The organism is Leptolyngbya sp. NIES-2104 (assembly GCF_001485215.1).
In the GTDB taxonomy this organism is placed as follows: Bacteria; Cyanobacteriota; Cyanobacteriia; order Leptolyngbyales; family Leptolyngbyaceae; genus Leptolyngbya.
The window spans coordinates 1589713-1615004 of the sequence record NZ_BBWW01000001.1 but is presented as its reverse complement, the minus strand read 5'-3'; the positions used below and the strand labels follow the sequence as shown (position 1 = coordinate 1615004).

Below are 25292 nucleotides of genomic sequence, written 5' to 3'. Positions count from 1 at the left end.
TGATGACATTGCTGATTCTAAGACTTTGTTCTGCGCGAGTCATCGTGTTCATGAGTGCGATCGCTCAAAAAATTACACGGTTTCCACAACGTCCGAATTGTAGTTTCGTCGCACATACTCATGGTACTTGTGCGCTAGGTGAGTTCCAGGTTTGAGGCAGTTTGCGACGATTCCCAGAACCGGGGTGCCTGACATTTGCAAACCTCGGAGGGATTCAAGCAGCGCAGTTCGTCCGGTGTTTCCTAAACCAACAACGAGAACACTTCCATCGGTTTGACCTGACAAAATCAAACTATCAGAAAATCCCAGAACCGGAGGCGCATCATAGATCACCAAGTCGTAATGTTCTTTTAGTTCTTCCATCATTTTCTTCATCTTGTTAGAAGACAGCAAACGACTTGCATCCATTTGAGGTTTTCCAGCCGTTAGCACAAACACATTTTGCTCGATCGGCGATTGTTGGATCAGGTGATGAACGGAAATATCAGAAGTCAAATACTGGCTTAATCCTTGCTCGTTGGTGACTCTGGCATAGGTATGCAGCTTAGAGCGATATAAATCAGCATCAACGATTAAAACTCGCTGTCCCATTGTCGCCGCAGCTAATCCCATATTTAGCGCAACGGTCGATTTACCATCGCTTGCCAGTGCCGAAGCCACCACGATCGATTGAAGGGGATTCTGCAAATTTGCCATCGATAAGCTGAGATTCAAGGTGCGAAACGCTTCTCGGAAAATAGCTGCATCTTCGCTTAAGTCGATCGAGAACGTTTGAGCGGATTGCGTCGAACCTTCGGAAGCAGCGGGTAAGTTCCGCAACGATGCCATTGCGGGTAAGCTAAATTCGCTCAAGTTCTTGTAGAACGGAATCACGCTCAACAGTGGAAACTTGCTATCGTGCTTCAAGTCTTCAGCAGAGTACAGAACATCATCGAGCTTATCGACTAGCAAGCCAGCCAGAACACCGAGAAATAAGCTACCGAGCAATCCTAAAGCCGCACTCTGAGGAATCGACGGGAACACAGGCGCAGGACGTTGAGCAGGAGCCGCGATAATTTGCCAGGGTTGAGTATTTTGAGCCGCTTCGATTTGTAGACTTTCGCGATTGGCGAGAAAGCGATCGAGACTATCATTGGCGACTTTCAATTCCCGCTGCAAGTCCACATTCTGACGTACCAGTGCGGGGATCGTTGTCAAACTCGATTGAAGTTGCTGCGCCGTTCCAAGCAAGGATTGATTTTTTGCTTCTAAGGCTTGAATTTCATTGCTAACGGTTACAAGCTGGCGATTGAGTTCGATCAGGGTGCCGCTTAAATTGCCCTGAGCTTGCTGAATTCCAGTTGCGCTTAGCGTGCGTTTAGCTTCCCGCTGCATCTGAGCCAGTACCCCATCTCGGCGTTTGATTAAGGCTTGAACCGGAGGAGCATCAGGAGTCAATCGCTCAGTATTAATTGAAATTTGGGTTTCTACTTGCTGAAGCTGTTCGCGTAGGGCTTGAAACGTTTTGGATTCGCTTAGGGCAGAAGATGCGATCGCAACTTCAGGACTACTTCCCACTTGCCGTCTAAGCGTCGCGTAGAGTGCTCTTGATTCTGCTAATCTCGCCTGAGTTGCTTTTTGTTGCGACTCGATTTCTCCGCTCATCTTGATCAAATAAGCAGCCCGATCTTCAGGGTTCACAATCTGATTCTGCTCTCGAAACGATTCGAGCTGGCTCTGGATCTGATTAACGCGACTGTACAAATTCGGCAACTGCTTCTCAACAAACTTAATGCCCTGCTGTAAATTCCGGCTTCTCAGTTGCTCACCATACTCCAGATAAGCTTCAGACAGCTTTTCTGACACTGATAAGCCTTGATTTGCATCATTATCGAGATAGCTAACCTCGATGATCTCAGTTTCTTTCAGCCGCGTCACTGAGAGATTCATTAAAAACTGATTAAAGGTCAGAGACGGATACTGTTTTTGCAGTGTCTTAAACGCAGGTTCTAGAATCTGAGCGCTTCTGAGTACTTGAATGAGGGTGTTGTAATTTGTGCCAACTGTTTGTTCGTTCAGGGGTAGGGCGAGTTGCTGTCCCGCATTGGATTTGGTCGGTTCGATCAGTAACCGAAACGTACTCATATAGACAGGCTTACGAGTGGTTGACCAAGCCATCGTTGCTGTGAACAAAATGAGCGCGACTGTGCCGACAAATATTTTCCGCCGTCGCACCACATCCCACAGTTTCTTCAGGTCAAGCTCCGATCGATGTTCTGCACCTTTGAACCTAAGAAATTGCAGGGAGTTCCCCGTCTCTTGACTTAGCTCGGATTGATACAATTTTGATAAGGGATTATTACTCATGCGACTTAGAAAGGGTAATCCGTGATGTCACTCGCGCACATCTGCTGACACGTACACAACTTCATGCAGTTGCGCTCAGTATTTCATGCCCTTTCTATTCGAGAGTCCGTAAGAGTACTGAACCTTGAATCTCGGCAAACACTGAGAATCCAGAGATTTCACAGAGTATGAACTTTGCTGAATCGCTTACCTTAAATCAGCCTGCACATCATTTCGGTTCCCTTTTGTATGAATGATGCTTTCAATCGTCTAGCGTTTCGGCTTGGTCTTGCCCTGACTATGACTGTACAACCTACTCTAGTGTGGGCACAGACTCCGATGCTGCCCTCGCGTACTCTCCCCTTATTGCAACCGCAGCTATCAGAAGCAGGAACTTTACCTGTTGATAGTAGCTACAAGCTCGGTGCAGGGGATTTAGTCCGATTGGATATTTTTGATGTTCCAGAGTTAACGCTGGAGCCGCGATACACGGTGTTATTAGATGGTGCGCTGAATTTGCCCTGGGTGGGTGGAGTATCAGTGCAAGGATTGACGCTGGCGCAGGCTTCAGAGCGCTTGAGAGAACAATATCAGAAGTATGTGCAGAATCCGGTGATTACCGTCAGTCTGATTGCACCGCGTCCTTTGAAGATTGGCATTATTGGAGCGGTGAATCGTCCCGGATCTTACATTGTGAATACGATCGGGAGTGAAGTCACTCAGGCAAGTCTCAGCCAGCGGAGTACGACAGAAAGCGGAAGTCAGTGGCCCACCGTATCTAAAGCGATTCAAACCGCAGGCGGGATTGCACAGTTAGCCAACATTCGCGAAATTGAAGTCCGTCGCCCACAGGCAAATGGAACCACAGAAAAGCTTAAAGTTGATTTGTGGAAGTATTTGCAAGCGGGAGAACTCGCACAGGATATTTCGCTTCAGGATGGCGATACGATCTTCGTGCCGACTGCGATCGCGATTGATCCCACTCAAGCCAACCAAATCGCGATGAGCAATCTATCGCCAGAGCAGATTCAAGTCAATGTGGTGGGTGAAGTGATGCGTCCGGGCGGTGTGGGAGTGCGCCCCAATTCAACTTTAATGCAAGCTGTTCTAGCGGCAGGGGGCGTTACTCCAGGACGCGGCAACAAAGCGAAGATTGAACTCGTGCGATTGTTGCCGGATGGTCGAGTCGATCGACGAGAATTTAAGTTCGATGTAACCCGCGGATTAGATGAAAGCTCGAATCCTGCGATTCATCAAAACGATGTGATTGTCGTCAATCGCAGCAATACTGCAAAAGTGTCTGATTTACTTGGATCAATTGTGAGTCCGATTACAGGAGCATTTGGATTGTTGCGATTGTTGTTAGGTAATTAAATGCGCTATTGAGTTGAGTTGAGATGAGAACTCCGATCGTTAAAAATCGGAGTTTTTCTGATGTTCAGCTTAGAGGGTGTTTGAAAAGCATAAAAAGCCTTTTCGCTTCGATTGCATCCCGCCCTGAAATGGAATTTCGGGCTAACCGTAGAAAGTCTACTGAAGTAGACTCAGAGGCAGTTTCAGGTTCTTAGTCCATTTCTAATGGACTTTCGCCGATTAGCCCGAAATTCATTTCAGGGCGGGACGCTGCAACAAACGACAACTTTTCAAACATCCTCTTAAGGAATAAAAGAAATTGCGTTATCAATCTACCGTGGTCACTATCTAAAATTACGCATATTCTTTTAATCCATTTTGTAGAACCCGCACATCTACGTAGCTCCTAAAAAAATAATCCTCAGTACAATCCAATCAACAGAATTTCAACACTCACCCTACTTGCAATGTTCCCATAGCAGATTTTGCTGTGTTTACTTCGTGCCTGCTACAACCTGCTTGTCTGTGCCCACATTGTGAAATCGCATTCTTTCTATGTCGTACACCCAAACCTCAGATCGCCTTGTCCCATCTAACCTCCGGGTGACCAGACGAGATCCCGATACACCCTTTCGTATCTGTCATTTGTCGAAGTATTATCCTCCTCAACCGGGAGGTATCGAAACACATGTCAGAGCATTAGCCACTTCGCAAGCTGCATTAGGCGCGAAGGTTGATGTGATTTGTGTAAATGCGTGTGATGAAGAAGGTAGAGAAGCAAAGCGGACAGCAACGGTTGAAGAACTCGATCGCAATGTGCGTGTGATTCGGTTAGGGCGCATGGGAACATTGGCGCGATTTGATGTGTTTGGAGCGTTTTCTGAGTATTTTGAAGCAAAGGGCTTTGGCTATGACATTGCACATTTACATGCCCCGAATCCTGCAATGGCGCTTCACTGGACACTGGCTAATTCTACGGTTCCATTAGTTGTCACACATCACAGCGACATTGTGAAGCAAAGAGTTCTCAAGCATGTCGTCAGTCCGTTGTTAAATCATATCTATCGTCGAGCGGCTCGAATCTTAATTGCAAGTCCGACTTATTTAGCGGGATCAGATTTTTTGCGTCCCTATCGAAATCAAGCAGAAGTGCTGCCGTTTGGGATTGATTTGTCTTTGTATCGGCAACCGAGTGCAGCGGCGATCGCTTATGAAAAACGATTACGATCGCTGTATCCGGGTCCAATCTGGCTCTGTGTCGGGCGGCTCGTTTACTATAAGGCTCTACACATTGCGATTTCAGCATTAAGAACGGTTCCAGGGACATTAATCATTGTGGGCAAAGGAGAATTGGCGGATTCGCTGCAAAAACATGCGATCGAGGTTGGAGTCAGCGATCGTGTGGTGTTCAAATGGCAAGTGAGTCAAGATGAACTGATTGGTGCCTATCGAGCTGCGACTGCTTTATGGTTTCCTTCAAATGCTCGGAGTGAAGCGTTTGGTTTAGTGCAAGTGGAAGCGATGGCAAGTGGATGTCCGGTGATTAATGCAGCGATTCCGAACAGTGGTGTGACTTGGGTGAGTCGCGATGGACTCGAAGGATTTACTGTTCCGATCAATGATTCAAGGGCATTAGCGGATGCAGCAAATCGATTGTTGCGTGAGCCTCATCTGCGGGGGAAATTTGCGATCGCATCTCAAGCACGAGCCTTACAGTTTGATCAAATGCTGATGGCTCAAGAAAGCTTACGGATCTATGAGCGTGTGATCTATCAGAAAGATGTGCAGCCTGTTTTAGTGTAGGAGTCGCAATGAGAATTCTGCATCTGTATGCTGGAAATTTATTCGGAGGAATTGAGACGTATTTAGTGACGCTGGCAAAAACGAGCCTGCCACAGATGCAACATGAATTCGCACTTTGCTTTCAAGGGCGATTGTCTTCAGAACTTCAGCAAGCAGGCGCGATCGTACATAATCTCGGTGCAGTACAAATTCGCCATCCTTGGACAGTTTGGAAAGCGCGATCGCAACTCAAAGCACTGTTACAGCAAAAATCATTCGATGTTATTATTGCTCATGCTTGCTGGGTACAAGCCATTTTTGGATCAGTGGTGAAGGCTCAGAATTTGCCTTTAGTGTTTTATGCTCATAACATTGTTTCAGGTCGGGAATGGTTAGAGCGATTAGCAAAGCGAATTGTTCCTGATTTAGTCATAGCCAACAGTAACTATACTGCATCAACGCTGAACCATCTTTATCCAGAAGTTCCTAGTCGCACTGTTTATTTCCCGGTGCTGAGTTCGCAATGCTTAGATTCAACCGTTGTCCGGCAGCGGATACGATCGCAGTTCCAAACGCCCGCAGATCGAGTGGTAATCGCCCAAGTGAGCCGACTTGAAGAATGTAAAGGACATCGATCGTTGTTGGTGGCATTGAGTCAATTAAAATCGATTCCAGATTGGGAGATGTGGCTCGTAGGCGGTCCGCAACGTGCACAAGAGCGAACTTATCTCGCTTCGCTACAAAAGCAATTAACAGAATTGCAGCTTGTCGATCGTGTTAAATTTCTCGGTCAGCGTTCAGATGTGTCCGAACTACTCGCTGCCGCAGATTTGTACTGTCAGCCTAATCGTCATGCAGAGTCCTTCGGAATTTCATTGATCGAGGCGCTATATGCAGGATTACCGATCGTGACAACTGCGATCGGGGCGGCACCGGAGATTGTTGATCAGAGTTGTGGCTGTTTGGTGCCTGCGGGAGATAATTCTGCGATCGCGCAAGTGTTAGAGCGATTGATTACCGATGCGAGAGAACGCGATCGACTCTCTCAAGGGTGTCTCGATCGAGCAATTTCACTCTGTGATCCAGTGCAACAACTGAACAAGCTGTATGAGATTCTTGAGCGATCGCTGTTTGAAAAAACGCCTGAGCTATCAACTTTCTAAAAGATTGGGAAAACTACGATCATTGCTTTTTGCCCCCTGAATTATGAAACAATTACTGACAATTGCCCTAACAAGTAGCATTTTGCTCTTAAGTCCTACCAGAGCTTCAGCGCTGTACAATGGCTTCTCAGGACAGTCCCCCACCACCCAAGGATGGGCTTTATCGCCATCTCCTCCTAATGGAACTGAGATTCCTCAGAGTACAGGCGTAGTATTTGACACTAACGGGAGTGGATCGAATTTTGGCATTCGAGACGGGTACAGCCGAATGGGACCTACTCTAAATCCAGACATTGGATTCAATCTTCGATTTGATTTACAACTGCTTCAAGAAGCTCGGAATAGCAACGCAGACAACAACTTAGATGGAAGAGACGATCGAGCTGGATTGAGCATTCTTGTAGTCAGTAATGACAGAGCAAGAGCGATCGAACTCGGCTTTTTTGCAGATCGAGTTTGGGCACAGAATGACGGTGCAACTAAAGCAGATCCAGTAACCAATCCTATGGGAACTCGATTTACTCAATCACAAACAGAATTCGCTGATTTCACGACAAACACTGCCATCAATCGATACGATTTATCTTTTTTGGGCAGCACTTATTACCTTTACGCAAACGGCAACTACACAACTCCGCTGTTTTCGGGTCTTTTACGAGATTACCGCCAAGAAGCGATCGATTTTCCTGGACCCGCTTCTGCTGTCTATAACACTTCAAACTTTATCTTCATCGGCGACAATACCACCTCAGCAAGAGGTAGCTTCAGGCTAAATCAAGTCGAGTTGTCTCCTGCAATCACACCCATTCCTTTCGCGTTCAATCCGTTGTTCGGATTTGGTGTGTTCGGGTTGTCTCGGTTGAGAAAAGCGATCGCGAAGAAATAATCAGCAAAAGAGGCGCAATCTCTCGCGCCTCACTCAATCTATTCATTTGCATCAAAAACTACTTGAGCGTTGTCGCTTCGACCTCGACTGCATCTTCAGCAGGCTGACCATTCACCGTCGTAGTCGTTGTACCCTTTTGAGCTTTTAAGCGATCCATCAGCATCGAAGACACTTCCGCCACCAGCAGACCCAGAATGACCGTATCATCAATCTGTCCAATGACCGGAATCACATCCGGTAACAAATCGATCGGGCTAAACAGATAAAGTAATGTTCCAGCAATAATCAACCAGCGGTATTTCGGGTTGCGAACGAGATTGCGATACCAGTCGTAAAATGGAAGATTCATAGGTTTATTTCCGTCACTCATGCTTTTATGATCTCAGATCCTAAAGGCGCTGTCTTGGGGGGAAAACTGTCTGAAGAAGGGGGAGAAACCGCCATTCGGGTAGAACCTATTGGTATCACGATCGCGCATTCTGATTTAGCGATCGACTATCTTCCCAGCTAGCGCTGGTGAGTCGTGGTTTCCCTTCAACCCAATTTAATTAACGATTAGCAGTTGCGACGATCAACTTCAGTTCCAAGCTGATTGACGATCGCGATTAGATCCTGAACCGCAGTTTCCTTCTTACAAAAGGCATCCACTTTCGCAGTTTGTAGCATCACCTCAGTCTGCGGATCTTCGAGTGATGAATATGCCAAAATCTTGATCTGTGGGTGAACGCTCTTGATTTGCATCGAAGCACTCAGCCCATCCATCACTGGCATCTGTAAGTCCAAAACGATCACATCTGGACAATGACGATCTGCCATTTCAACAGCTTCACGACCGTTGGAAGCGAGACCCACAAGCTCGATGCCTTCCTGACGCTGTAGCGCCAGTTTCAGGCTGAACCGGGTCAGTTCATGGTCATCGACGATTAAAACACGCAACACTTTGCACTCACTAGACAGCATGGGACGGGTAGGGTAGCTCAAATGTAATCAAGAGTGTAACGATGTGTACATTTGGTAGTCCTCTACCGCAAGGATTAACCGAACCAAGTTTAAGGAAGAATTACGTTTGTGAAGAATCGGTTTGAGAATTGCGGTGTAGCGATCGTTGTTTCAATGTGAGAGGGTGTTTGAAAAACATTAGAAGTTTTTTCGCTCTCGTTTACGCCCCGCCCTGAAATGAATTTCGGGCTAATGGTGGAAAGTCTACTTCAGTAGACTGGGAGGCAGTAACAGATTCTTAGTCCTTTTCAAAGGACTTTCGTCGATTAGCCCGAAATTCATTTCAGGGCGGGCTGTGGCAACAAACAAAACCTTTTCAAACGACGTTTGAAATCAGTAATCACGATCGACATCCCATTATTTTTTCCCAACGCCATCACAAAAAAATCAGCGACCCTTCCTATCCAGAGGCGAATCGCTGACAGCAACCGACAGACTTTAATTGATTACATCCAATCTTTCAGCAATGCCTGACGACGAGGATGACGCAATTTTCTCATCGCTTTCGCCTGAATTTGCCGCACTCGTTCCCGCGACAAATCATAAAGCTGACCAATCTCGCTCAAAGTATAGTGCTGACCATCCGTTAACCCAAATCTCAGTTTGATAATTTCACGCTCGCGATCGCTCAAATGATCCAACACCGAATTGAGTCGATCGATCAGCAATTTATGATCCAAATTATCGTTCGGTGCAACATTGTCCGCATCTTCGATCAGTTGCATCAGTTCAGTATCTTCATCGCGTCCCACCCAAGCATGAAGCGATAACGTTCGCTGACTCACATCTAGAACCTGCTCTAACTTATCCTCTTCCATGTCGAGCGCTACAGCTAACTCTTGCTTCGTCGGCTTGCGACCGAGTTCTTGAGACAGCATTTGACGCACTTTTCGGACTTGATTGAGCTTTTCAACCATGTGAACCGGGAGCCGAACCGTTCTTGACTGAGACGCGATCGCTCTTGTAATTCCTTGACGAATCCACCAGTAAGCATAAGTCGAGAACTTATAGCCGCGCTCATAATCGAACTTTTCAGCGGCTCTCATCAAACCCATTGCACCTTCTTGAATCAAATCTAAGAAAGGTACGCCTCTGTTGAGATACTTTTTCGCGATCGACACCACTAATCGCAAATTTGCGCGAACTAATTTTCGTTTTGCACGTTCTCCAGCAACTCCACCTTTCGCAATCTCACGCGCTAATTCAATCTCTTGCGCTTGAGTGAGCAGCGGATACCTTGCCATTTCCCTCAAGAACATTCCAACCGAATCATCTGATAGTCCAAGGTACTCGCTCGCTTTTCCCTTAAATGACTTTGCCAAACCTTCGGGAGTCAAATCCTCAGCTTCAAGTGATTCGAGTTCGGAAAGATCGATGTCACCTTCAGTTACAGCAGCATCGATCGGAAAGGAATCAGTGGGTAATTTAGTTGCCATTTTTGATTACGCTTTGAGGTCTTCAGTTTTTGTTAACGTTGCATCTTCAACTGCAAACTAATGTAATCGAAATGATTCAGTTTGTTCCAACAAATTCAGCGTTGTTTGATTGGTTTTTATGAGGTTTATCGAGGCTTTGTTTATGAATTGAAATATGTCCGTTTTTTCGCTGAAATTCAGTAGGGTCACGGAAGAAAGAGTACGGTGCTAAAGCGTTATAGTAATCGGTTCTCGCTTAAGTAGCGATCTCGAAATTCTACTGAGTTGTTAGCTTAGATTAGCGCATTTGAAGAACGAGATCCGGGAAATTGCAGTGGATTTTTGCAGCGATTTGAAATCTTGATCGTTTCTCCGAAAAATTGCGTAGACCTCTAAGAAAACCTGATCAATTCAACTGAAATTACAGCGGGTTGTCTTTTGTAGAGTAGCTTCTAATACCAAAAATGGCGCATTAAGTTGAAGATTGAGTTGGAAATCGTAGGAGAGTTCTGCTTACTCCCAGATTCTTTCTTGTTTCTTGACAAATCAGGCGAATCGAAGCGTTATAGCGGTACGCAGAACGGTTAGGACGTTCTCAATCTCCGAACCTAAGCGGTGAATGAATTTGACCTCACCCCTCACACCTCATACCTCACACCTTTGCTATAAGACTTGTCGAACTGAGTGAAAATTAACCCATAAAAAAGAGACGAATGCCACCACACTCGCCTCTCTCTTAATTCAAACCCCTTTTAACCCGGCTGCTGTGCCATGTTCATGAAAATCTGCTGCGAACTCTGTTCAGGCTGATCACCTTGAGGCTGACGCTGCACATATTTGCCGTCTGACTGTAGCTCCCAAGCGTGCCGATTGTCCGCCAGCATAATCCCTAGAATCTCTTGCAGGTCTTGAGACAGATTCGGATCATCGACAATCACCACCGCTTCGACTCGTCGATCGAGATTTCGCGGCATCCAGTCCGCACTCCCGATATAAACCTCCGCTTCTCCCCCGTTATCAAAGTAGAAGATCCGAGCATGTTCAAGAAAGCGCCCCACAATGCTAATCACTCGAATGTTTTCGCTGATCTCCTTCACTCCAGGACGCAGACAGCAGATTCCCCGAACAATCAAATCAACTTGCACCCCTGCTTGAGAAGCTTCGTAGAGTGCAGTGATTAGTTTTGGATCGACGAGTGCATTCATCTTGGCAACAATCCGCCCTTGTCCACCGTTGCGCTGATGTTCGATCTCTCGCTCAATGAAGTTCAACATGCGATCGCGCAAATTCACCGGAGCAACGAGCAATTTCCGATAAGACTGCTGCCGTGAGTATCCGGTCAGATAGTTGAACAAATCGGTTAAATCCGCCCCTAGCTCTTCTCGACAGCTAAAGATTCCTAAATCGGTATAAAGTCGCGCCGTCTTCGGATTATAGTTACCTGTGCCAACGTGCACATATCTTCGGATACGTCCTTCTTCACGGCGCACAACTAACACTAATTTGGTATGTGTTTTTAGTCCGACCAAGCCATAAACAACGTGAACCCCTGCATTTTCTAGCTTTCTCGCCCAATTGATATTATTCTCTTCATCGAATCGCGCTTTCAACTCAACTAATACAGCTACTTGAATTCCATTTCCTGCCGCAGCAATCAGCGCTTGTACGATCGGCGAATCTCCCGATGTCCGATACAGCGTCATTTTAATCGCGAGAACATTTGGATCATATGCCGCTTCCTCAATGAATCGCTGTACACTGCGCGAAAACGATTGATAAGGATGATGCACTAACAAATCTTGGCGGCGAACTACTGCGAAGAAGTTTTCATCATGCGTGAGCGCTTCGATCACCGGAACTTCCGTAACTCGTTTCAGCTTCGGATGCGTCACCGGACTCCAAGGCGGATCTTTCAATTCTGGTAACGGTAAATCTGTGAAGGTGAATAAATCCTTCAAGCCCAACAGTCCATCTATTTCATACACATCATCGGGCGTGATTTCCATTTCTTCGATCAACATCGATCGAATCTGCTCCGGCATCGATGAATTAATTTCTAATCGCACGACAGAGCCGCCAACTCGGCGCTTTCTGAGTTCTTCTTCGATCGCAGTTAACAAATCCTCGGCTTCATCTTCTTCAACATCGAGATCCCCATTGCGAGTAATGCGGAACGGGTGATACTCCTGAATGTTCATTCCTGGAAATAGCGCTTCGAGATTATGGGCAATTACTTGTTCGAGGGGAACGCCTGCCCAAACGGTAGCGCGACTTTTCGCGATCGAAGTTGGCAGATCCTGAGTGTCGATCGGCAATTGAATAAATCGGGGCAGAACTTTCGGAACTTTGACGCGGGCGAATAGTTCTTCGTCGGTGACACTATCTTTGATCACGACTGCCAAATTTAGACTGAGATTAGAAATATAAGGAAACGGATGTCCAGGATCGATCGCTAACGGAGTCAGAACCGGAAACACTTGAGATTCAAAATACTCGTGCAAATACGATCGCTGTTCTTGATTCAAATCAATATAGTCGAGCAGATAAACCCCATGAGATGAGAACTGAGGACGCAATGCCTCTTCAAAATGTTGATGCTGTTTTGCCACTAAAGGACGTAACCGCTCATTGATTAAAGTCAACTGTTCTTGAGGAGTTCGACCATCTGGACTGAGTTTACTGACTTTGGCTTCGACTTGTTCTTTCAAAGCCGCCACTCGCACCATGAAGTATTCATCCAGGTTCGAGCTAAAAATGGCGAGAAACTTCAGCCGCTCAATCAAGGGAGTGCGCGGATCAAATGCTTCATGTAGGACTCGATTGTTGAACTCAATCCAACTCAGTTCACGATTGAAAAAATACTGTGGATCGCTCAAATTTGTTTCTACGGGTGCTGGTTTCCGTCGTCGCATTAGAACACCTCATCTTCAATGCCAACCCACCATTCGCCCAAGTTCATGACATCCTGATGGATATCAGCTAATCGCTTTTCATACTCTGCTGGAGACATTTCAGAGCGCTGTTCGTTTAATTTCAACAGTCTTAATTGAGCCAGTAACCAAGGCTTGGTCACATTCTCAGTTTGTTCTAGATATTTTGCGAGTTCGTTGCTATTCATCGAATGATACTAAAGTCGGCGGGTTAGCTTCATTGTTGCGTTCTTTTGGGCATTGTGGGAAGGCGCGATCGAAGTTTTTTGTCAATTTGCGATCGCGTGTAATCTAGCCAACACAAGGTGTGTAATCTAGCCAACACAAAAAAGTGAGGCAGTCGTCTACCTCACTGAATCAGAATGAATTGCCTTATAAGAGGATGCTTGAAAAGTATAGACAGTCTCTTCGCTACGTTATGCTCCCGCCCTGAAATGAATTTCGGGCTAACTGGCGAAAGTCTACTGAAGTAGACTCAGACCAAGTTTCAAGTTCTAAGTCCATTTCCAATGGACTTTCGTCGATTAGCCCGAAATTCTATTTCAGGGCGGGCTATGGCAACAAACGAAAATTTCTTAAACATCCTCTTACAAGCGATGCAGAACCTATGCGGCTAAGTTCTGAGCCACAAAATCCCAGTTCACCAAGTTATCCAAGAAGTTCTTGATAAATGCCGGACGAGCATTTTGAAAATCCAGATAATAAGCGTGTTCCCACACATCCAGCGTTAACAGTGGCGTTTGACCATGAACCAGAGGATTTTCTGCATTCGGAGTCTTTGTCACTTTCAGCGTCCCGCCATCATCGACGAGCCATGCCCAACCGCTACCGAACTGAGTCGCTGCGGCGTTACTGAACTCTTCTTTGAACTTGTCGAAGCTACCGAAAGCCGCATCAATCTTCGCCGCCAAGTCTCCGGTCGGGGTACCGCCGCCACCCGCTTTGAGCGAATTCCAGAAAAACGTGTGGTTCCAGACTTGTGCTGCATTGTTGAAAATGCCAGCCTTCGACGAATCGCCGTACGACTGTTTGATCACATCTTCTAGTGCGATGTTTTCCATCTCAGTGCCTTCCACCAGCTTGTTTAGGTTGGTGACATAGGCAGCGTGATGCTTGCCGTAGTGATAATCGAACGTTTCCGCCTTCATGCCATACGGCTCAAGGGCATCTTTCGCAAAAGGTAAAGGCGCTTGTGTGAATGCCATGTGTTCAATCCTCTCTATTGGGTGTCTGCTGAGCGATTGGCAGAAACATAACTTAACCGTGAAAATTCTATCTCAAAAGCGAGATGAGGATTTGGTAGAAATAAAAAACCTCCATTCACTAGGCATGAACGGAGGCGATAAATCAGGGTGCATCTACCACTCCCTTTTCCTGAAAATTACCGTTGCACTCCGGACGCTCTGGGTGGGAATACTTAAAGCTATGACAAAGTTTTCTTGAACTTTGCGTAACCTTTGAGTAAAGAATGCGTCTATTGATGGAGGTAATCGCGTCTGAAATCCTAGTCTTGAGTCGGTTTTACATCGTCGATCGAGGCAAAAATTTGTAATGCTAATAGACGGATGATCGATTCTTAATTTTCCCTGACCGAGACGGATCGGCAGTGGTAATAGAAACAAAGGGCGATCGGGTTCGGGTGGGGTCAGGTTCTTGGAGGGTGTTCAGTGGATCAAGAGTTCTTTATTTCCGTTACGCCTGTGCGCGGTGACGAATATTGGGTGAGAACGGAACGAGTCTCGCCGGGGGTTCCTTTGGCGGAAGAACTGGTGACCTGGCACGTTGAAGAGTGGCTAGAGCAAGCCCGTCAATTAATGCACGATCCACTGTTGGGAATTTTGCGCGGCAGAATGCGATCGCTCGGTTCGTCCACAGCGGGCAGCGATGCGCTTTCTCCAAACTTAGTGGAACTGGGACAGAAACTCTACAATGCACTGTTTCAGGGCACGATTCGCGATAGTTGGATGACCGCTCAGGGGATTGCTCAGAACCGACGGGAAGGCTTGCGGTTGCGGTTGGGACTAAAAGGCGATCGCTTACCTCGCTTACCGTGGGAAGTGCTTTATGCAGGAGCGCGACCGTTAGCGACTGGAACCGATGTCGTGTTCTCGCGCTACCAAGCGAATTTTGCTCCGATGGGTACGATTTTGCAGCCACACCGACCCGCGATCGAGCTTGATCCAAGTCAACCGCTCAGAATTCTCATGGTCTTAGCGGCTCCAACCGATCAAGAAGTTTTAGAACTCCGACGGGAAGCGCATCATTTACGCGATGAACTGCTGCGAGATGGACAGTCAGACGGCAAGATTGATCTGACAATTTTGGATCAGCCTGGACGAGAGCAGTTAACGCAAGAATTAGAGCAAGGACATTATCAAGTTCTGCATTATGCCGGACACAGCAATTTAGGCATGTCTGGCGGCGATTTATATTTAGTGAGCGATCGTACCGGATTAACCGAAGTTCTCAGCGGTGATGATCTTGCGGGATTGCTCGTCAATAATGGCGTGAGAATGGCAGTGTTTAACTCCTGCCGGGGAGTTTATACCGCGACGGCTGATCCGACGAATGAAACCGAATCGAGTAATCTGACGGATGCCCTTTTGAAGCGGGGAATTCCGGCAGTGTTGGCGATGGCGGAACGCATTCCGGACGATGTGGCACTGACTCTGAGCCGATTGTTTTACCGCAATCTCAAGCAACGCTATCCGATCGATTTAAGTCTGAGTCGAGCGCGTCAAGGCTTGCTGTCTTCCTACGGCTCAAATCAGTTGTATTGGGCATTGCCGATTCTCTATCTGCATCCCGATTTCGATGGATATCTCCAGCCGACCGCGCTCCCGGATTCGTCTTACTTGCTGCAAGATCCACAGCTTGCGATGACGAATTTTGATACGCATCCAACAACGCTAGTCTTAGACGATCCACTCGCACTCGAAGAAGCGGCGGAATTGTTTCCTGATTTGGAATTTGAAGATCCAGAAGATAGCGATCGCCAAGCGATTCTCGAAATGCTTCAGGAAATTCGTGATCCTGAAGACAATCCCTTCTTAAGAGTGAAAATCGATCACGGACAAATCTATGAGCCGATTAGTGCGAATACCGATGAGAACCAGCTTCAAACCTCTGAGGATTGTCTAACGCTGGGTAAATTGCGATCGCAAAATCAGGATCTCACAGGCGCGATCGTGGCGTACGGTCGAGCGATCGAGGTTGATCCTCAATGTGCGGAAGCCTTTAGCGAAATGGGCAAAGTCCTAGAGCAGTTAGGCAGTCCGACTGAAGCGATCGTCGCTTATAAAATGGCGCTGCAACACGAACCCAGTCTGAGTGATGCCCGCCGCAACCTTCAGCGACTAGAAACCGCTCACAATCTTGCTCCCAGTCAGAATTCGGCTCCAGTCCAACCTCAACAACCTGCGATTACTCCGAATTTGCACGTCGAGGAAGTCCGGCTTGAAGAACCTGTCACCGATCGCATTTTTGGCGATCGTAAAAGACTGACTCCAGCCCGTCGCCGCCGTCCATTGATTGCCGCTGGAATTTTAGGAACTGCAATTGCAGCCGTTTTAGGAGTTTGGGTCTGGAGAGCTTCGACTACGCCTTCTCCGAATGAATTAGTCGATCCTATCAATCAAATTATTCAAGCTCCAGAAGCGAACACTAGTCGAACTGGCACCTTAGTCGCAACGGCAACCACAAATTTGGCTGCGGGTGATCTGCGCGTGGGACGAGGCGCGATCGAAGAGCTGCTCAACAATGGTCAAGTTGTCGAAGCAGATAGTGCGATTCAGAATGTACCGCGCGAGAAACTGAGAAATTCCACGGTAAGCTTTTTACGCGGTCGGATTGCGTGGCAGGCGGTTCAGAAAAGACAACTCTCTTACAGTACAGATGATGCTAGAGGCTTTTTTGAAACGGCGCTCCAAGACACTCGAAATGCCCAAACATTGAACGCTTTGGGATTTGTTTACTATGCTCAAGGGGATATCAAGCAAGCCGGTCAGAGTTGGCTCGAAGCAACCAAACTGGCTCAGAGTGCAGGGGCAAAACAAGATGAACTCACTGCACAAGCGGGATTAGCGCTCTTTATGAATAAGACTGCTCAATCTGAGAAAGGCAACACTCGGAACCAACAGAGACAGCAAGCGGTGGCATTGCGCGATCGCGTTCTACGAGAAGCTCCCACTCAGTTTCAAATCAATGCCCTGAGCCAAAACTGGCTATGGGGCGAAGGTGCGATCAAAGATTGGAGAGCGTTATTGGCGGTTAAGTAATCGCTGCGGTTCTCTAGTCGCAAAGTTTATAATTAGTAAACTTGTGATGGTTAAAGCTTTATGGTGCGGTTGTTTAAGCGTGGGTTGCGAAAGCAGATTGCTCGAATTGAAGTCAAGGGCGCGATCGCTGGCGGAACCCGGAAGCGGGTGTTAGAAAACCTGAAAGTGGTCGAGGAGCGAGAATTTCCGGCGTTATTGCTGCGAATTGATAGCCCTGGGGGAACCGTGGGCGACTCGCAAGAGATTTACGAAGCCCTGAAGCGATTGGGGCAAAAGACCAAAATCATTGCAAGCTACGGCAATATTTCCGCTTCGGGTGGTGTTTATATCGGCATGGGGGCGCAGCATATTGTGGCGAACCCTGGAACGATCACCGGAAGTATTGGGGTGATTCTGCGCGGTAATAATATTGAGCGCTTGCTAGAAAAAGTCGGTGTCTCGTTCAAAGTGATCAAATCGGGTCCGTACAAAGATATTTTGTCGTTCGATCGAGAACTGACCGAACCCGAACAAAAAATTCTTCAAGACCTAATCGATATCAGTTATTCACAATTCGTTAGAACGGTTGCTGAATCTCGAAATTTATCCGAGGAAACGGTGCGAACCTTTGCTGATGGGCGGATTTTCACCGGGCAGCAAGCGGTTGAATTAGGAGTCGTCGATCGCTTAGGCACCGAGGAAGATGCGCGTCGTTGGGCGTGTGAATTGGTGAATCTCGATCCAGAGAAAACGAAGACGTATAATTTCGAGGAGAAGAAATCGCTGGTGAATCGATTTACCTCCAACGATCGCTTAGACGGATTAATCGGAGCCTTACCGCCCCTGGTCGTGGGAATGGACTGGTTGGAGTTCGAGCTTGAGACTTGTGGGTTGCCTCTGTGGTTATACCGCCCATAGTCGTAAAGAATGAAGCATTCATCCGGATTCAGACCTTCTCCATTCGTTGATAAGCTAGGTACGGACTAGCAAGATTAGGAGGAACCAGACGTGCATTGGCGAGTACGAGCAATTCGGGGAGCGACCACCGCTTCAGAAAACACGATCGAGGCAATTCGCGAAGCGGTGACGGAATTATTAGACGAGTTGGAGGCTTATAACCCGCTTGACCCGGAGGAAATCGTCAGTGCGACGTTTACGGTGACAAAGGATTTAGATGCAATTTTTCCAGCCGCGGTCGCACGAGAGCGATCGCATTGGGCGAATGTACCGTTGATCGATGTCCAACAAATGCACGTTGAAGGCAGTTTAGAGCGGTGTATTCGGTTTTTGATTCATTTCAACACGCCTGATCCAGAGGTGAAAGTGCATCATCCGTATTTGCGACAGGCGAAAAATTTGCGACCGGATTGGGCGCTGAGCACGATCGCGGGTTCACAAAATTAGAAGCATGAATTGAATGTCCTGTGGGGTAGGTGTTTCACCTGCCTGTCCGAGCAAGATGCCCGTCCCACAATGATTGCAGTTATTCCATTCATCAAAAAAGGGCGGTCACGTTGCCGCCCTTTCTCATATCAGAAATTTACAAGTTAAGCATTCGTTTTGAAATCCGCGCTGCGTTCCGCGAAATATTTGTTCAAAAACGTACTTGCCAACGACAAAATAAACGGTGCAACTAAGAACGAAACCAATCCGTGTGCTTGAAATCCCGGAACTAATGCCGCCGCCAACGTGAAACAGATTCCATTAATCACGATCGAGAACAATCCCAACGTCAATAAGTTAATCGGCAACGTCAACAATGACAAAAGCGGCTTCACAAACGTATTCACTAACCCGATCGCAATCCCTGCAATAATCGCCACCGCAAAGCTTTGAATACTCACACCTGGCAAAACAATATCCACCACGAGCAGGCTCAAGGCTGTGACCAAAGTTGTTAAAACATATCCCATATCGTTTTCCTCGAATTAATAACAATTTTTCTAATCGTGATTGTGGCTTAGCGATCGAGCGATCATCCTCTCCATCTGGGCAGATATTTCAAAGCCCCAAATCTCTTGACGAAACCTGGGGCTTTTGAGCTATTCAATCACTTCAGAAACCTCAGTGGGCTTCGGTTTGGGATGAAATCGGATGCCTAAGAAAATGTCATAAACAAATCCAAGAAAGTCTTCTTTGAGCAGTCCAATCGATTGGGGTGATCCTTTCTCATCCAAAATCGGCTTCGCTGCAAAATAGGCTGCCTCATATTTGTACCAGGGCACAGCGGGCCAAAGGTGGTGAACCAAATGATAGTTCTGCCCCAAAATCAGCCAATTCAGAATTCGACTAGGGTAAACTCTGGCATTTTTCCAGCGATCGCGCTCCTTAAACGGACGATGCGGTAAGTAGTCGAAGAATAAACCCAGGACTAAACCGACGATCGCCAAGGGAATAAACCAGAAATTAAACACGTATCCCAAGAAGTGGAACTGACAAGCGACAAAAATCACTGCTGCTAGTGACAATCGCGCCAAGAACCACTCAAGCAATTCATTTTTCTTCCACAACTTGCGCTGAAAAAAGAAGAACTCGTGATACATGAATCGAGCATTGATGATCCACAGGGGTCCGAATGTAGAAACTAAATGATCTGGATCGTTCTCTGGATCATTGACGTTGCCGTGATGCTGGATGTGGACTCGTGTGAATACCGGATACGAAAAGCACAAGAAAAATGCGCTTCCATGTCCCAAAATGGCGTTCATCACTTTATTCCGGTGAGCGACCCCATGACAGGCATCATGAATCACCGTTCCAACAAGATGTAATGCCACGGTATTCAGGCAAAAACACACCCAATCTACCCACCCCCAACACCAATAACCCAATGTGGTGAGAATCGCGATCGCGATCGATATTAGAAAAATAAGTAGCGTCGGATTAAAATCTCCGGGCGCTCCCACCAACTCCCTTGGAATCGTCAGGGGCTTCACTGCCGCCTCCGACATCACACCGTCTCCTTGCGAATACTTTGCGTAGTATAGAACTTTCAGGATTGCTTTACAAAGCGCAATCCTTCATCTCATTTTTTCATTCAAACGTAAGATTCAGCTAAACGACGAACGTTTCTCCCAAAGTCGTCACTCGATCGCCCTTGACTAACTTCCGTCCCCGCCGCATTTCAACCTGTCCATTGACACGCACTTCACCGGATTGAATCAGCAATTTCGCCTGTCCTCCGGTTTGCGTCATTCCTTGAAGCTTCAAAAATTGGTCTAACTTAATCGTGTCGTCCATAGATTTCGCGTGATCGTGTTTGTTGATCGTAGCTGAAAAAAAGCGTAGAGCCGAACGCCCTACGCTATGGAGAACCGTGAGATGAAACTGTTTAATAGCGATCGACGCTACCTGCATACACGGGTTCGACTCGCAGGCTCACGACTCGCGCCGGACGAACGACCATATATTCGCCCTGCACATTTTTAATCGGGACACTGATGAAATCTTCTGAAGCTGCTTTTGGCATCAGTTCGCCGCTGTACCATTTCTGAAACTCTTGAATCGTCGGGAATCGCACTTCTTCGCGATGTCCCCCTTCCATCATGATGTGGACTGAAAATTCGCTAGGGGTTCTAGGCATCTGAGTTGACTAAACAGGACAGACTCAGTATGGGCAAGGAGTTCTAAGAACTATCAGAAGGGGATGTGCGATCGAGATAAACGTTTCTTCGGTAGTGCTAAATCAGTGGGGAGTAGGGGGCGGTTCTTTTGGTAGCTCCCTACTCCCTACTCTCTACTTCCGATGCTGCTGCGACCAAACGCGAGTCGGCAAGCCCCAAACATAGATGAACCCTTCCGCCGCTTTGTGATCGAACTGATCCTCTGCGCCGTAAGTTGCCAAATCCGGAGTGTACAGCGAATTCTCAGACTTGCGACCGACGATCGACGAATTGCCCTTAAACAATTTCACCCGAACCGTTCCCGTCACGTTCTCTTGAGTCTGCTGAACAAACGCATCAAGCGCAGATTTTAACGGACTGTACCACAAGCCGTTATAGATCATTTGGGAGTAGGTTTCTTCGATTCCCCGCTTGTAATGGCTCACATCTGCGGTGAGCACCAAACTTTCTAAATCACGATGCGCCTGAATCAAAACCAATAACGCAGGCGTTTCATAAATTTCACGCGATTTAATTCCGACTAAACGGTTTTCCACCATGTCGATCCGTCCGATGCCGTGATTGCCCACTCGATCGTTCAATTCGGAAACCAATTCGATCGGGTTCAACACGCGACCATCTAAACTCGTCGGAATGCCCATCTCAAAACCGATTTCAACGTAATCCGGTTCGTTTGGCGTGTCCTCGATCGCTTTCGTCATCACATAAATTTCTTCGAGCGGTTCCGTCCACGGATCTTCTAACGGACCTGCTTCGATACTGCGACCGAGCAAATTTCGATCGATACTGTACGGCGATTTCTTTTTCACCGGGGACGAGATGCCGAATCGCTCTCCATACGCGATCGTTTCTTCGCGACTCATGCCCCATTCGCGAGCCGGAGCCAGTACTTTCAAATCAGGATTAAGAGCCGCGATCGACACATCAAACCGCACCTGGTCGTTTCCTTTTCCGGTACATCCGTGAGCGACCGCATCCGCTCCATATTCAGCCGCCGCATCCACGAGCAATTTCGCAATCAAGGGACGCGCCAGCGCTGTCGAGAGCGGGTAACGATTTTCGTACAGTGCATTCGCTTGAATCGCTGGAAAGGCGTAATCCTTGACAAAGTTCATTTTCGCATCTGCCACCAATGACACGGATGCCCCGGATGTGAGCGCTTTTTCTCGAATCGGGTCTAACTCATCTCCCTGTCCCAAATCCGCCGCCAATGTGATGACTTCTTCAACGCCCCACTCTTGCTTGAGGTACGGAATACAGACAGACGTATCAACTCCACCTGAATAAGCCAGCACAACTTTCTTCGCACGACCCATAAATTTCGGCTCTCTGTAACGTCAGAACAATCAAGTTTACAATTATGCGGCTAAAGTTCTGTATCACACGTCAGAAGTTGCACAGAATTCGAGTTTAAGAAAGATTGCTAGAATTTTCTCCGTGCTCAAAGCATCGGGATCGCGAATCCATCTTCTGACAGAATTTCTGAAACTGTGGAACTCAACTGGGTTGGACTGCGATCGAGGATACTAGGAACGTGCTGTTTGAGGAGACGATCGCTGTGTTTTTGAGTGTTGTGATTCCGACGTACAATCGCAAACCGATTTTAGAAAAGTGCTTGAGAGCGCTAGAAAATCAGCAGTTTTCAGATTACGAAATTGTCGTCATCGATGACGGCTCGACGGATGGCACGGTCGAATGGTTGTCAAAATCCGATGACTTTCCGCACGTCCGTTTATTTTGTCAGGATCACAAAGGAGCCGCCAGCGCTCGAAACTATGGAGTCGAACAGGCAACCGGAGACACGATCGTATTTATCGATAGTGATTTAGTTGTGACCGATGTGTTTTTGCGATCGCACGTCGAAGCATTAATTCAAGGACAAAAGGAACTAGGCAGCGATCGCTTATTTACTTACGGTCGGGTCATTAACACTGCAAATTTTGATGATCCAACTTCCGAACCGTACAAACTGACAGATTTTTCTGCGGCTTATTTTGCCACGGGAAATGTAGCGATCGCTCGTCACTGGTTAATCGAAGCCGGACTATTCGACACTGGCTTCAAACAATACGGCTGGGAAGATTTAGAACTGGGTGTGCGGTTGAAAAACTTAGGATTAAAGCTGATTAAATGCCCTGAAGCCGTTGGATATCATTGGCATCCTGCATTTTCTCTAGATCAAATTCCGCGCTTAATCGATGTTGAAATGCAGCGGGGTCGAATGGGAGTTGTGTTTTATCAAAAGCATCCAACTTGGGATGTGAAAATGATGATTCAGATGACTTGGATTCACCGAGTTCTATGGGGAGTTCTGTCACTGGGTGGATCGTTGAATGAGCGAACACTTGCGCCTGTAATGCGATCGCTCATCAATCAAGGAAAACCCCAACTCGCCGAACAAGTCGCCCGAATTTTCCTCAACTGGTACAACGTCAAAGGCGTTTACGCCGCTTACGCTGAGGTGCAACAGAGATAGATTCACTCTTGCGATCGATTCCCCCTTATCCGACCTCTGACACAATACAAATCAGATCGTTTGGAGCGTTGGTGTATGCTTCCTTCATGGCTTGTCATTGGTATTGTCACATTTGCGATCGCGCTTGGAAGTAGTATCCTTCGCCCCAAAGATGTCAAATGGTTTAATCGATTGCAGCGTCCAAGATGGCTCACTTTTGAAAAAGCGATTCCGTTAATTTGGACAGTGGTGTTTATCTGTGGTGCGTGGTCAGCATACATCGTGTGGGAACGCACCCAAAACTGGGGATTGATGGCATTCTACGCCCTGGTTGAAGCGCTAATCGTCGCATACTCTCCGGTGTTGCTGTGGACGAGAAGTTTACGCAACGGCACGATCGTAGGTGGACTCGGATTTATTTTAGGATTAGTTCTCACGTTCCTCGTGCTTCCAATCTCAGGAATTGCCGCGCTTCTACTGATCCCCTATTTGATTTGGAGTCCGATCGGGACGTACACGACTTGGGAGATGGGGCGACTCAATCCCGAATCGCTTTAAGATGGGAGTAACACTCTCGCCCCTGTGCCCATGAACTCTGAAGATCGTTACACTGATTCTGCTCTCGGTCTGGTTTCGACCCAAAGCTTTCCCGCGATCGTGGGCACTGCGGATATGATGCTGAAGTCCTCTGGGGTGACACTCGTGGGCTATGAAATGATCGGCGGCGGGTATTGTACTGCCGTTGTACGCGGTGGAATTTCAGATGTGCGGCTGGCGGTCGAAGTCGGAGCCGAAACGGTTCAGCAATTTGGGATGAAGGTTTCGACGGTGATCATTGCGCGACCGATGCCGAATTTGGAAACGGTTTTACCGATCGGCAGTAAGCTTGCTGCGATGGTTGGCAAACATACGACGAATCAATTTAGCAATCTGGCTGTGGGTTTGCTTGAAACTCGTGGATTTCCAGCAATGGTGGCGGCGGCGGATGCGATGTTAAAGTCTTCGGATGTCACTTTGACGGCATATCACACGATCGGAGATGGACTCTGTACCGCGATCGTGCGGGGAACGGTGGCAAATGTGGCGATGGCAGTGGAAGTCGGAATGCAGGAAGCCGAACGAGTCGGAGAACTGCACTCGGTGATGGTGATTCCGCGTGCGCTGGATGATTTGGATCAGACTTTACCGATCGCGTCTTGCTGGGTCGAAGAACTTCAACCGCTGCAAATTCCGATTACCGTCAAAGAAGTCGAGAAGCCACGTGTGGCATTGCCGGAATTGGTCGAGTTGCAGCCGCTGGAGTTGCCTGCACAGGTTGAAAGAGCATTGCCTCAAGCACAAGAAGCCCAGTTTGAACCTACAATTGAGGAAAAACAAGCGATCGAGTTTGAACCCGCGATCGAGGAGAAGAAAACCCTGTCTTTGGGACAGCAAGATGCGATCGAACCAGACTCTGAGACTGCGGATCAACCTTCAGAAACAGAGCGAGATACTGAGGCTGAATAGATTGCACAAAAAATCAGAGGTAGATTGAACATCCCTCTGATCTAATTTAGTTCAATTATGCTGCTTAGCAGTAAAAGCTCAAACTAGTCCCACCACGCATAACCGAAAGAGGAAGTGTCGAGACCTTCAGAACCAACAGCAGCTTTCAGAATTGCGGCATAAGCATCAATGCCTTGCTCAGTAGTAAGGTCTTGGCTATTCAAAGCTCTAATAACCTCGCTTTCAAGCATCGAGGGAGCACCAAGACCAGGCACGGTGCCCCAGTTTGCGCTAAGCGTCAAATTTGCGTTATCAGCATCCGGAATTGTACCTGTGACTGTGACTGGGCTAGTAAACATTACGCCTTCAGGTGCAACCATTTCAGCCGAAACCGAGGTGATGAAGCCAGCGGGAGAAGTGCGGGTCATTGCACCGCTAATTGATGCAGTTTGTGCAGAAGCAGGAGCAGCGATCAGTGCAGCTAAACCAGCCACACCAACCAAGGAAATGCTACCTTTCGCAATGATAGATGCAGAACGAGATAAGAAATTCATTGTTGTTACTCCTCAAGCTTGTAAAAAAGATTCAGGTTTGGTCTACACAATGCCTTGTTGTTCAAA

24 protein-coding genes are annotated in these 25292 nt (G+C 47.4%); 11 read left to right on the top strand and 13 right to left on the bottom strand.

Annotated elements, in window-relative coordinates; genetic code table 11:
* Positions 1 to 72: 72 nt before the first annotated feature.
* The gene (locus NIES2104_RS07445; RefSeq protein WP_058997192.1) at positions 73 to 2346 is read right to left on the bottom strand and encodes a polysaccharide biosynthesis tyrosine autokinase; all 2274 of its coding nucleotides are present in this window, start codon (positions 2344 to 2346) and stop codon (positions 73 to 75) included.
* 279 nt (positions 2347 to 2625) lie between these two features.
* On the opposite strand from NIES2104_RS07445, the gene NIES2104_RS07440 reads away from it, so the two are divergent.
* The 4 genes from NIES2104_RS07440 to NIES2104_RS07425 all read left to right on the top strand — a co-directional run bounded on the left by NIES2104_RS07440 (position 2626) and on the right by NIES2104_RS07425 (position 7509).
* Positions 2626 to 3699: a polysaccharide biosynthesis/export family protein gene (locus NIES2104_RS07440; protein WP_059001608.1), complete on the top strand. Its 1074-nt coding sequence runs from the start codon at positions 2626 to 2628 to the stop codon at positions 3697 to 3699.
* 582 nt (positions 3700 to 4281) lie between these two features.
* Positions 4282 to 5481, top strand: a complete 1200-nt coding sequence (locus NIES2104_RS07435) for a glycosyltransferase (RefSeq protein WP_058997190.1) — start codon at positions 4282 to 4284, stop codon at positions 5479 to 5481.
* 8 nt (positions 5482 to 5489) lie between these two features.
* On the top strand, positions 5490 to 6623 hold the full coding sequence (locus NIES2104_RS07430; protein ID WP_058997188.1) for a glycosyltransferase family 4 protein: 1134 nt from the start codon (positions 5490 to 5492) through the stop codon (positions 6621 to 6623).
* A gap of 43 nt (positions 6624 to 6666) precedes the next feature.
* Entirely contained in the window at positions 6667 to 7509 is an 843-nt protein-coding gene (locus NIES2104_RS07425) for a hypothetical protein (RefSeq protein ID WP_156426888.1), read from the top strand.
* A 58-nt stretch (positions 7510 to 7567) separates the two neighbouring features.
* Here NIES2104_RS07425 and NIES2104_RS07420 read toward each other — a convergent pair whose 3' ends face one another.
* The gene (locus NIES2104_RS07420; RefSeq protein WP_058997183.1) at positions 7568 to 7858 is read right to left on the bottom strand and encodes a YkvA family protein; all 291 of its coding nucleotides are present in this window, start codon (positions 7856 to 7858) and stop codon (positions 7568 to 7570) included.
* Between the two features lie 27 nt (positions 7859 to 7885).
* On the opposite strand from NIES2104_RS07420, the gene NIES2104_RS33355 reads away from it, so the two are divergent.
* Entirely contained in the window at positions 7886 to 8020 is a 135-nt protein-coding gene (locus NIES2104_RS33355; protein WP_263970924.1) for a hypothetical protein, read from the top strand.
* A 44-nt stretch (positions 8021 to 8064) separates the two neighbouring features.
* Here the strand turns inward: NIES2104_RS33355 and NIES2104_RS07415 are convergent, their stop codons facing one another.
* The 5 genes from NIES2104_RS07415 to NIES2104_RS07395 all read right to left on the bottom strand — a co-directional run bounded on the left by NIES2104_RS07415 (position 8065) and on the right by NIES2104_RS07395 (position 14058).
* Positions 8065 to 8448, bottom strand: a complete 384-nt coding sequence (locus NIES2104_RS07415) for a response regulator transcription factor (protein ID WP_263970923.1) — start codon at positions 8446 to 8448, stop codon at positions 8065 to 8067.
* A 506-nt stretch (positions 8449 to 8954) separates the two neighbouring features.
* On the bottom strand, positions 8955 to 9944 hold the full coding sequence (locus NIES2104_RS07410; protein WP_058997180.1) for an RNA polymerase sigma factor RpoD/SigA: 990 nt from the start codon (positions 9942 to 9944) through the stop codon (positions 8955 to 8957).
* Between the two features lie 731 nt (positions 9945 to 10675).
* Positions 10676 to 12835, bottom strand: a complete 2160-nt coding sequence (gene ppk1 / locus NIES2104_RS07405; RefSeq protein ID WP_058997178.1) for a polyphosphate kinase 1 — start codon at positions 12833 to 12835, stop codon at positions 10676 to 10678.
* Positions 12835 to 13041, bottom strand: coding sequence for a hypothetical protein (locus tag NIES2104_RS07400; RefSeq protein ID WP_058997177.1), 207 nt, complete (start codon positions 13039 to 13041; stop codon positions 12835 to 12837). The genes ppk1 and NIES2104_RS07400 overlap by 1 nt, the downstream gene beginning before the upstream one ends.
* A 417-nt stretch (positions 13042 to 13458) precedes the next feature.
* Entirely contained in the window at positions 13459 to 14058 is a 600-nt protein-coding gene (locus NIES2104_RS07395; protein WP_058997175.1) for a superoxide dismutase, read from the bottom strand.
* A 462-nt stretch (positions 14059 to 14520) separates the two neighbouring features.
* Between NIES2104_RS07395 and NIES2104_RS07385 the strand changes: the two genes are divergently transcribed.
* The 3 genes from NIES2104_RS07385 to aroH all read left to right on the top strand — a co-directional run bounded on the left by NIES2104_RS07385 (position 14521) and on the right by aroH (position 18513).
* Complete coding sequence (locus tag NIES2104_RS07385; protein ID WP_058997168.1) at positions 14521 to 17130, top strand: CHAT domain-containing protein; 2610 nt, start codon at positions 14521 to 14523, stop codon at positions 17128 to 17130.
* A gap of 60 nt (positions 17131 to 17190) precedes the next feature.
* Positions 17191 to 18027, top strand: a complete 837-nt coding sequence (sppA, locus tag NIES2104_RS07380) for a signal peptide peptidase SppA (protein WP_058997166.1) — start codon at positions 17191 to 17193, stop codon at positions 18025 to 18027.
* 90 nt (positions 18028 to 18117) lie between these two features.
* Complete coding sequence (aroH, locus tag NIES2104_RS07375) at positions 18118 to 18513, top strand: chorismate mutase (RefSeq protein WP_058997165.1); 396 nt, start codon at positions 18118 to 18120, stop codon at positions 18511 to 18513.
* 143 nt (positions 18514 to 18656) lie between these two features.
* Here aroH and NIES2104_RS07370 read toward each other — a convergent pair whose 3' ends face one another.
* From NIES2104_RS07370 to NIES2104_RS07350, 5 genes are all read right to left on the bottom strand, one after another.
* Positions 18657 to 19022: a phage holin family protein gene (locus tag NIES2104_RS07370; RefSeq protein ID WP_058997163.1), complete on the bottom strand. Its 366-nt coding sequence runs from the start codon at positions 19020 to 19022 to the stop codon at positions 18657 to 18659.
* A gap of 129 nt (positions 19023 to 19151) precedes the next feature.
* The gene (gene crtR / locus NIES2104_RS07365) at positions 19152 to 20060 is read right to left on the bottom strand and encodes a beta-carotene hydroxylase (RefSeq protein ID WP_058997160.1); all 909 of its coding nucleotides are present in this window, start codon (positions 20058 to 20060) and stop codon (positions 19152 to 19154) included.
* Between the two features lie 103 nt (positions 20061 to 20163).
* The gene (locus NIES2104_RS07360) at positions 20164 to 20349 is read right to left on the bottom strand and encodes an RNA-binding S4 domain-containing protein (RefSeq protein ID WP_058997159.1); all 186 of its coding nucleotides are present in this window, start codon (positions 20347 to 20349) and stop codon (positions 20164 to 20166) included.
* Between the two features lie 91 nt (positions 20350 to 20440).
* Positions 20441 to 20692, bottom strand: coding sequence for a hypothetical protein (locus NIES2104_RS07355; protein ID WP_058997157.1), 252 nt, complete (start codon positions 20690 to 20692; stop codon positions 20441 to 20443).
* A gap of 153 nt (positions 20693 to 20845) precedes the next feature.
* Complete coding sequence (locus NIES2104_RS07350; protein WP_058997155.1) at positions 20846 to 22048, bottom strand: argininosuccinate synthase; 1203 nt, start codon at positions 22046 to 22048, stop codon at positions 20846 to 20848.
* Positions 22049 to 22290: 242 nt separating this feature from the next.
* Between NIES2104_RS07350 and NIES2104_RS07345 the strand changes: the two genes are divergently transcribed.
* The 3 genes from NIES2104_RS07345 to NIES2104_RS07335 all read left to right on the top strand — a co-directional run bounded on the left by NIES2104_RS07345 (position 22291) and on the right by NIES2104_RS07335 (position 24693).
* Positions 22291 to 23208 carry a glycosyltransferase family 2 protein gene (locus NIES2104_RS07345; RefSeq protein ID WP_082690110.1) on the top strand — a complete coding sequence of 306 codons (918 nt, stop codon included), beginning with the start codon at positions 22291 to 22293 and terminating at the stop codon, positions 23206 to 23208.
* 75 nt (positions 23209 to 23283) lie between these two features.
* Entirely contained in the window at positions 23284 to 23745 is a 462-nt protein-coding gene (locus tag NIES2104_RS07340) for a TspO/MBR family protein (protein WP_058997151.1), read from the top strand.
* 30 nt (positions 23746 to 23775) lie between these two features.
* Complete coding sequence (locus NIES2104_RS07335; protein ID WP_058997148.1) at positions 23776 to 24693, top strand: carbon dioxide-concentrating mechanism protein; 918 nt, start codon at positions 23776 to 23778, stop codon at positions 24691 to 24693.
* An 83-nt stretch (positions 24694 to 24776) separates the two neighbouring features.
* Here NIES2104_RS07335 and NIES2104_RS07330 read toward each other — a convergent pair whose 3' ends face one another.
* Complete coding sequence (locus tag NIES2104_RS07330) at positions 24777 to 25226, bottom strand: hypothetical protein (RefSeq protein ID WP_058997146.1); 450 nt, start codon at positions 25224 to 25226, stop codon at positions 24777 to 24779.
* Positions 25227 to 25292: the final 66 nt, after the last annotated feature.

Coding starts and splice junctions, on each gene's coding strand:
- NIES2104_RS07445 (WP_058997192.1), bottom strand. CDS start 2,346: ATGAGTAATAATCCCTTATCAAAATTGTATCAATCCGAGCTAAGTCAA.
- NIES2104_RS07440 (WP_059001608.1), top strand. CDS start 2,626: ATGACTGTACAACCTACTCTAGTGTGGGCACAGACTCCGATGCTGCCC.
- NIES2104_RS07430 (WP_058997188.1), top strand. CDS start 5,490: ATGAGAATTCTGCATCTGTATGCTGGAAATTTATTCGGAGGAATTGAG.
- NIES2104_RS07425 (WP_156426888.1), top strand. CDS start 6,667: ATGAAACAATTACTGACAATTGCCCTAACAAGTAGCATTTTGCTCTTA.
- NIES2104_RS07420 (WP_058997183.1), bottom strand. CDS start 7,858: ATGAATCTTCCATTTTACGACTGGTATCGCAATCTCGTTCGCAACCCG.
- NIES2104_RS33355 (WP_263970924.1), top strand. CDS start 7,886: ATGATCTCAGATCCTAAAGGCGCTGTCTTGGGGGGAAAACTGTCTGAA.
- NIES2104_RS07410 (WP_058997180.1), bottom strand. CDS start 9,944: ATGGCAACTAAATTACCCACTGATTCCTTTCCGATCGATGCTGCTGTA.
- ppk1 (WP_058997178.1), bottom strand. CDS start 12,835: ATGCGACGACGGAAACCAGCACCCGTAGAAACAAATTTGAGCGATCCA.
- NIES2104_RS07400 (WP_058997177.1), bottom strand. CDS start 13,041: ATGAATAGCAACGAACTCGCAAAATATCTAGAACAAACTGAGAATGTG.
- NIES2104_RS07395 (WP_058997175.1), bottom strand. CDS start 14,058: ATGGCATTCACACAAGCGCCTTTACCTTTTGCGAAAGATGCCCTTGAG.
- sppA (WP_058997166.1), top strand. CDS start 17,191: ATGGTGCGGTTGTTTAAGCGTGGGTTGCGAAAGCAGATTGCTCGAATT.
- NIES2104_RS07370 (WP_058997163.1), bottom strand. CDS start 19,022: ATGGGATATGTTTTAACAACTTTGGTCACAGCCTTGAGCCTGCTCGTG.
- crtR (WP_058997160.1), bottom strand. CDS start 20,060: ATGTCGGAGGCGGCAGTGAAGCCCCTGACGATTCCAAGGGAGTTGGTG.
- NIES2104_RS07360 (WP_058997159.1), bottom strand. CDS start 20,349: ATGGACGACACGATTAAGTTAGACCAATTTTTGAAGCTTCAAGGAATG.
- NIES2104_RS07355 (WP_058997157.1), bottom strand. CDS start 20,692: ATGCCTAGAACCCCTAGCGAATTTTCAGTCCACATCATGATGGAAGGG.
- NIES2104_RS07350 (WP_058997155.1), bottom strand. CDS start 22,048: ATGGGTCGTGCGAAGAAAGTTGTGCTGGCTTATTCAGGTGGAGTTGAT.
- NIES2104_RS07340 (WP_058997151.1), top strand. CDS start 23,284: ATGCTTCCTTCATGGCTTGTCATTGGTATTGTCACATTTGCGATCGCG.
- NIES2104_RS07335 (WP_058997148.1), top strand. CDS start 23,776: ATGAACTCTGAAGATCGTTACACTGATTCTGCTCTCGGTCTGGTTTCG.
- NIES2104_RS07330 (WP_058997146.1), bottom strand. CDS start 25,226: ATGAATTTCTTATCTCGTTCTGCATCTATCATTGCGAAAGGTAGCATT.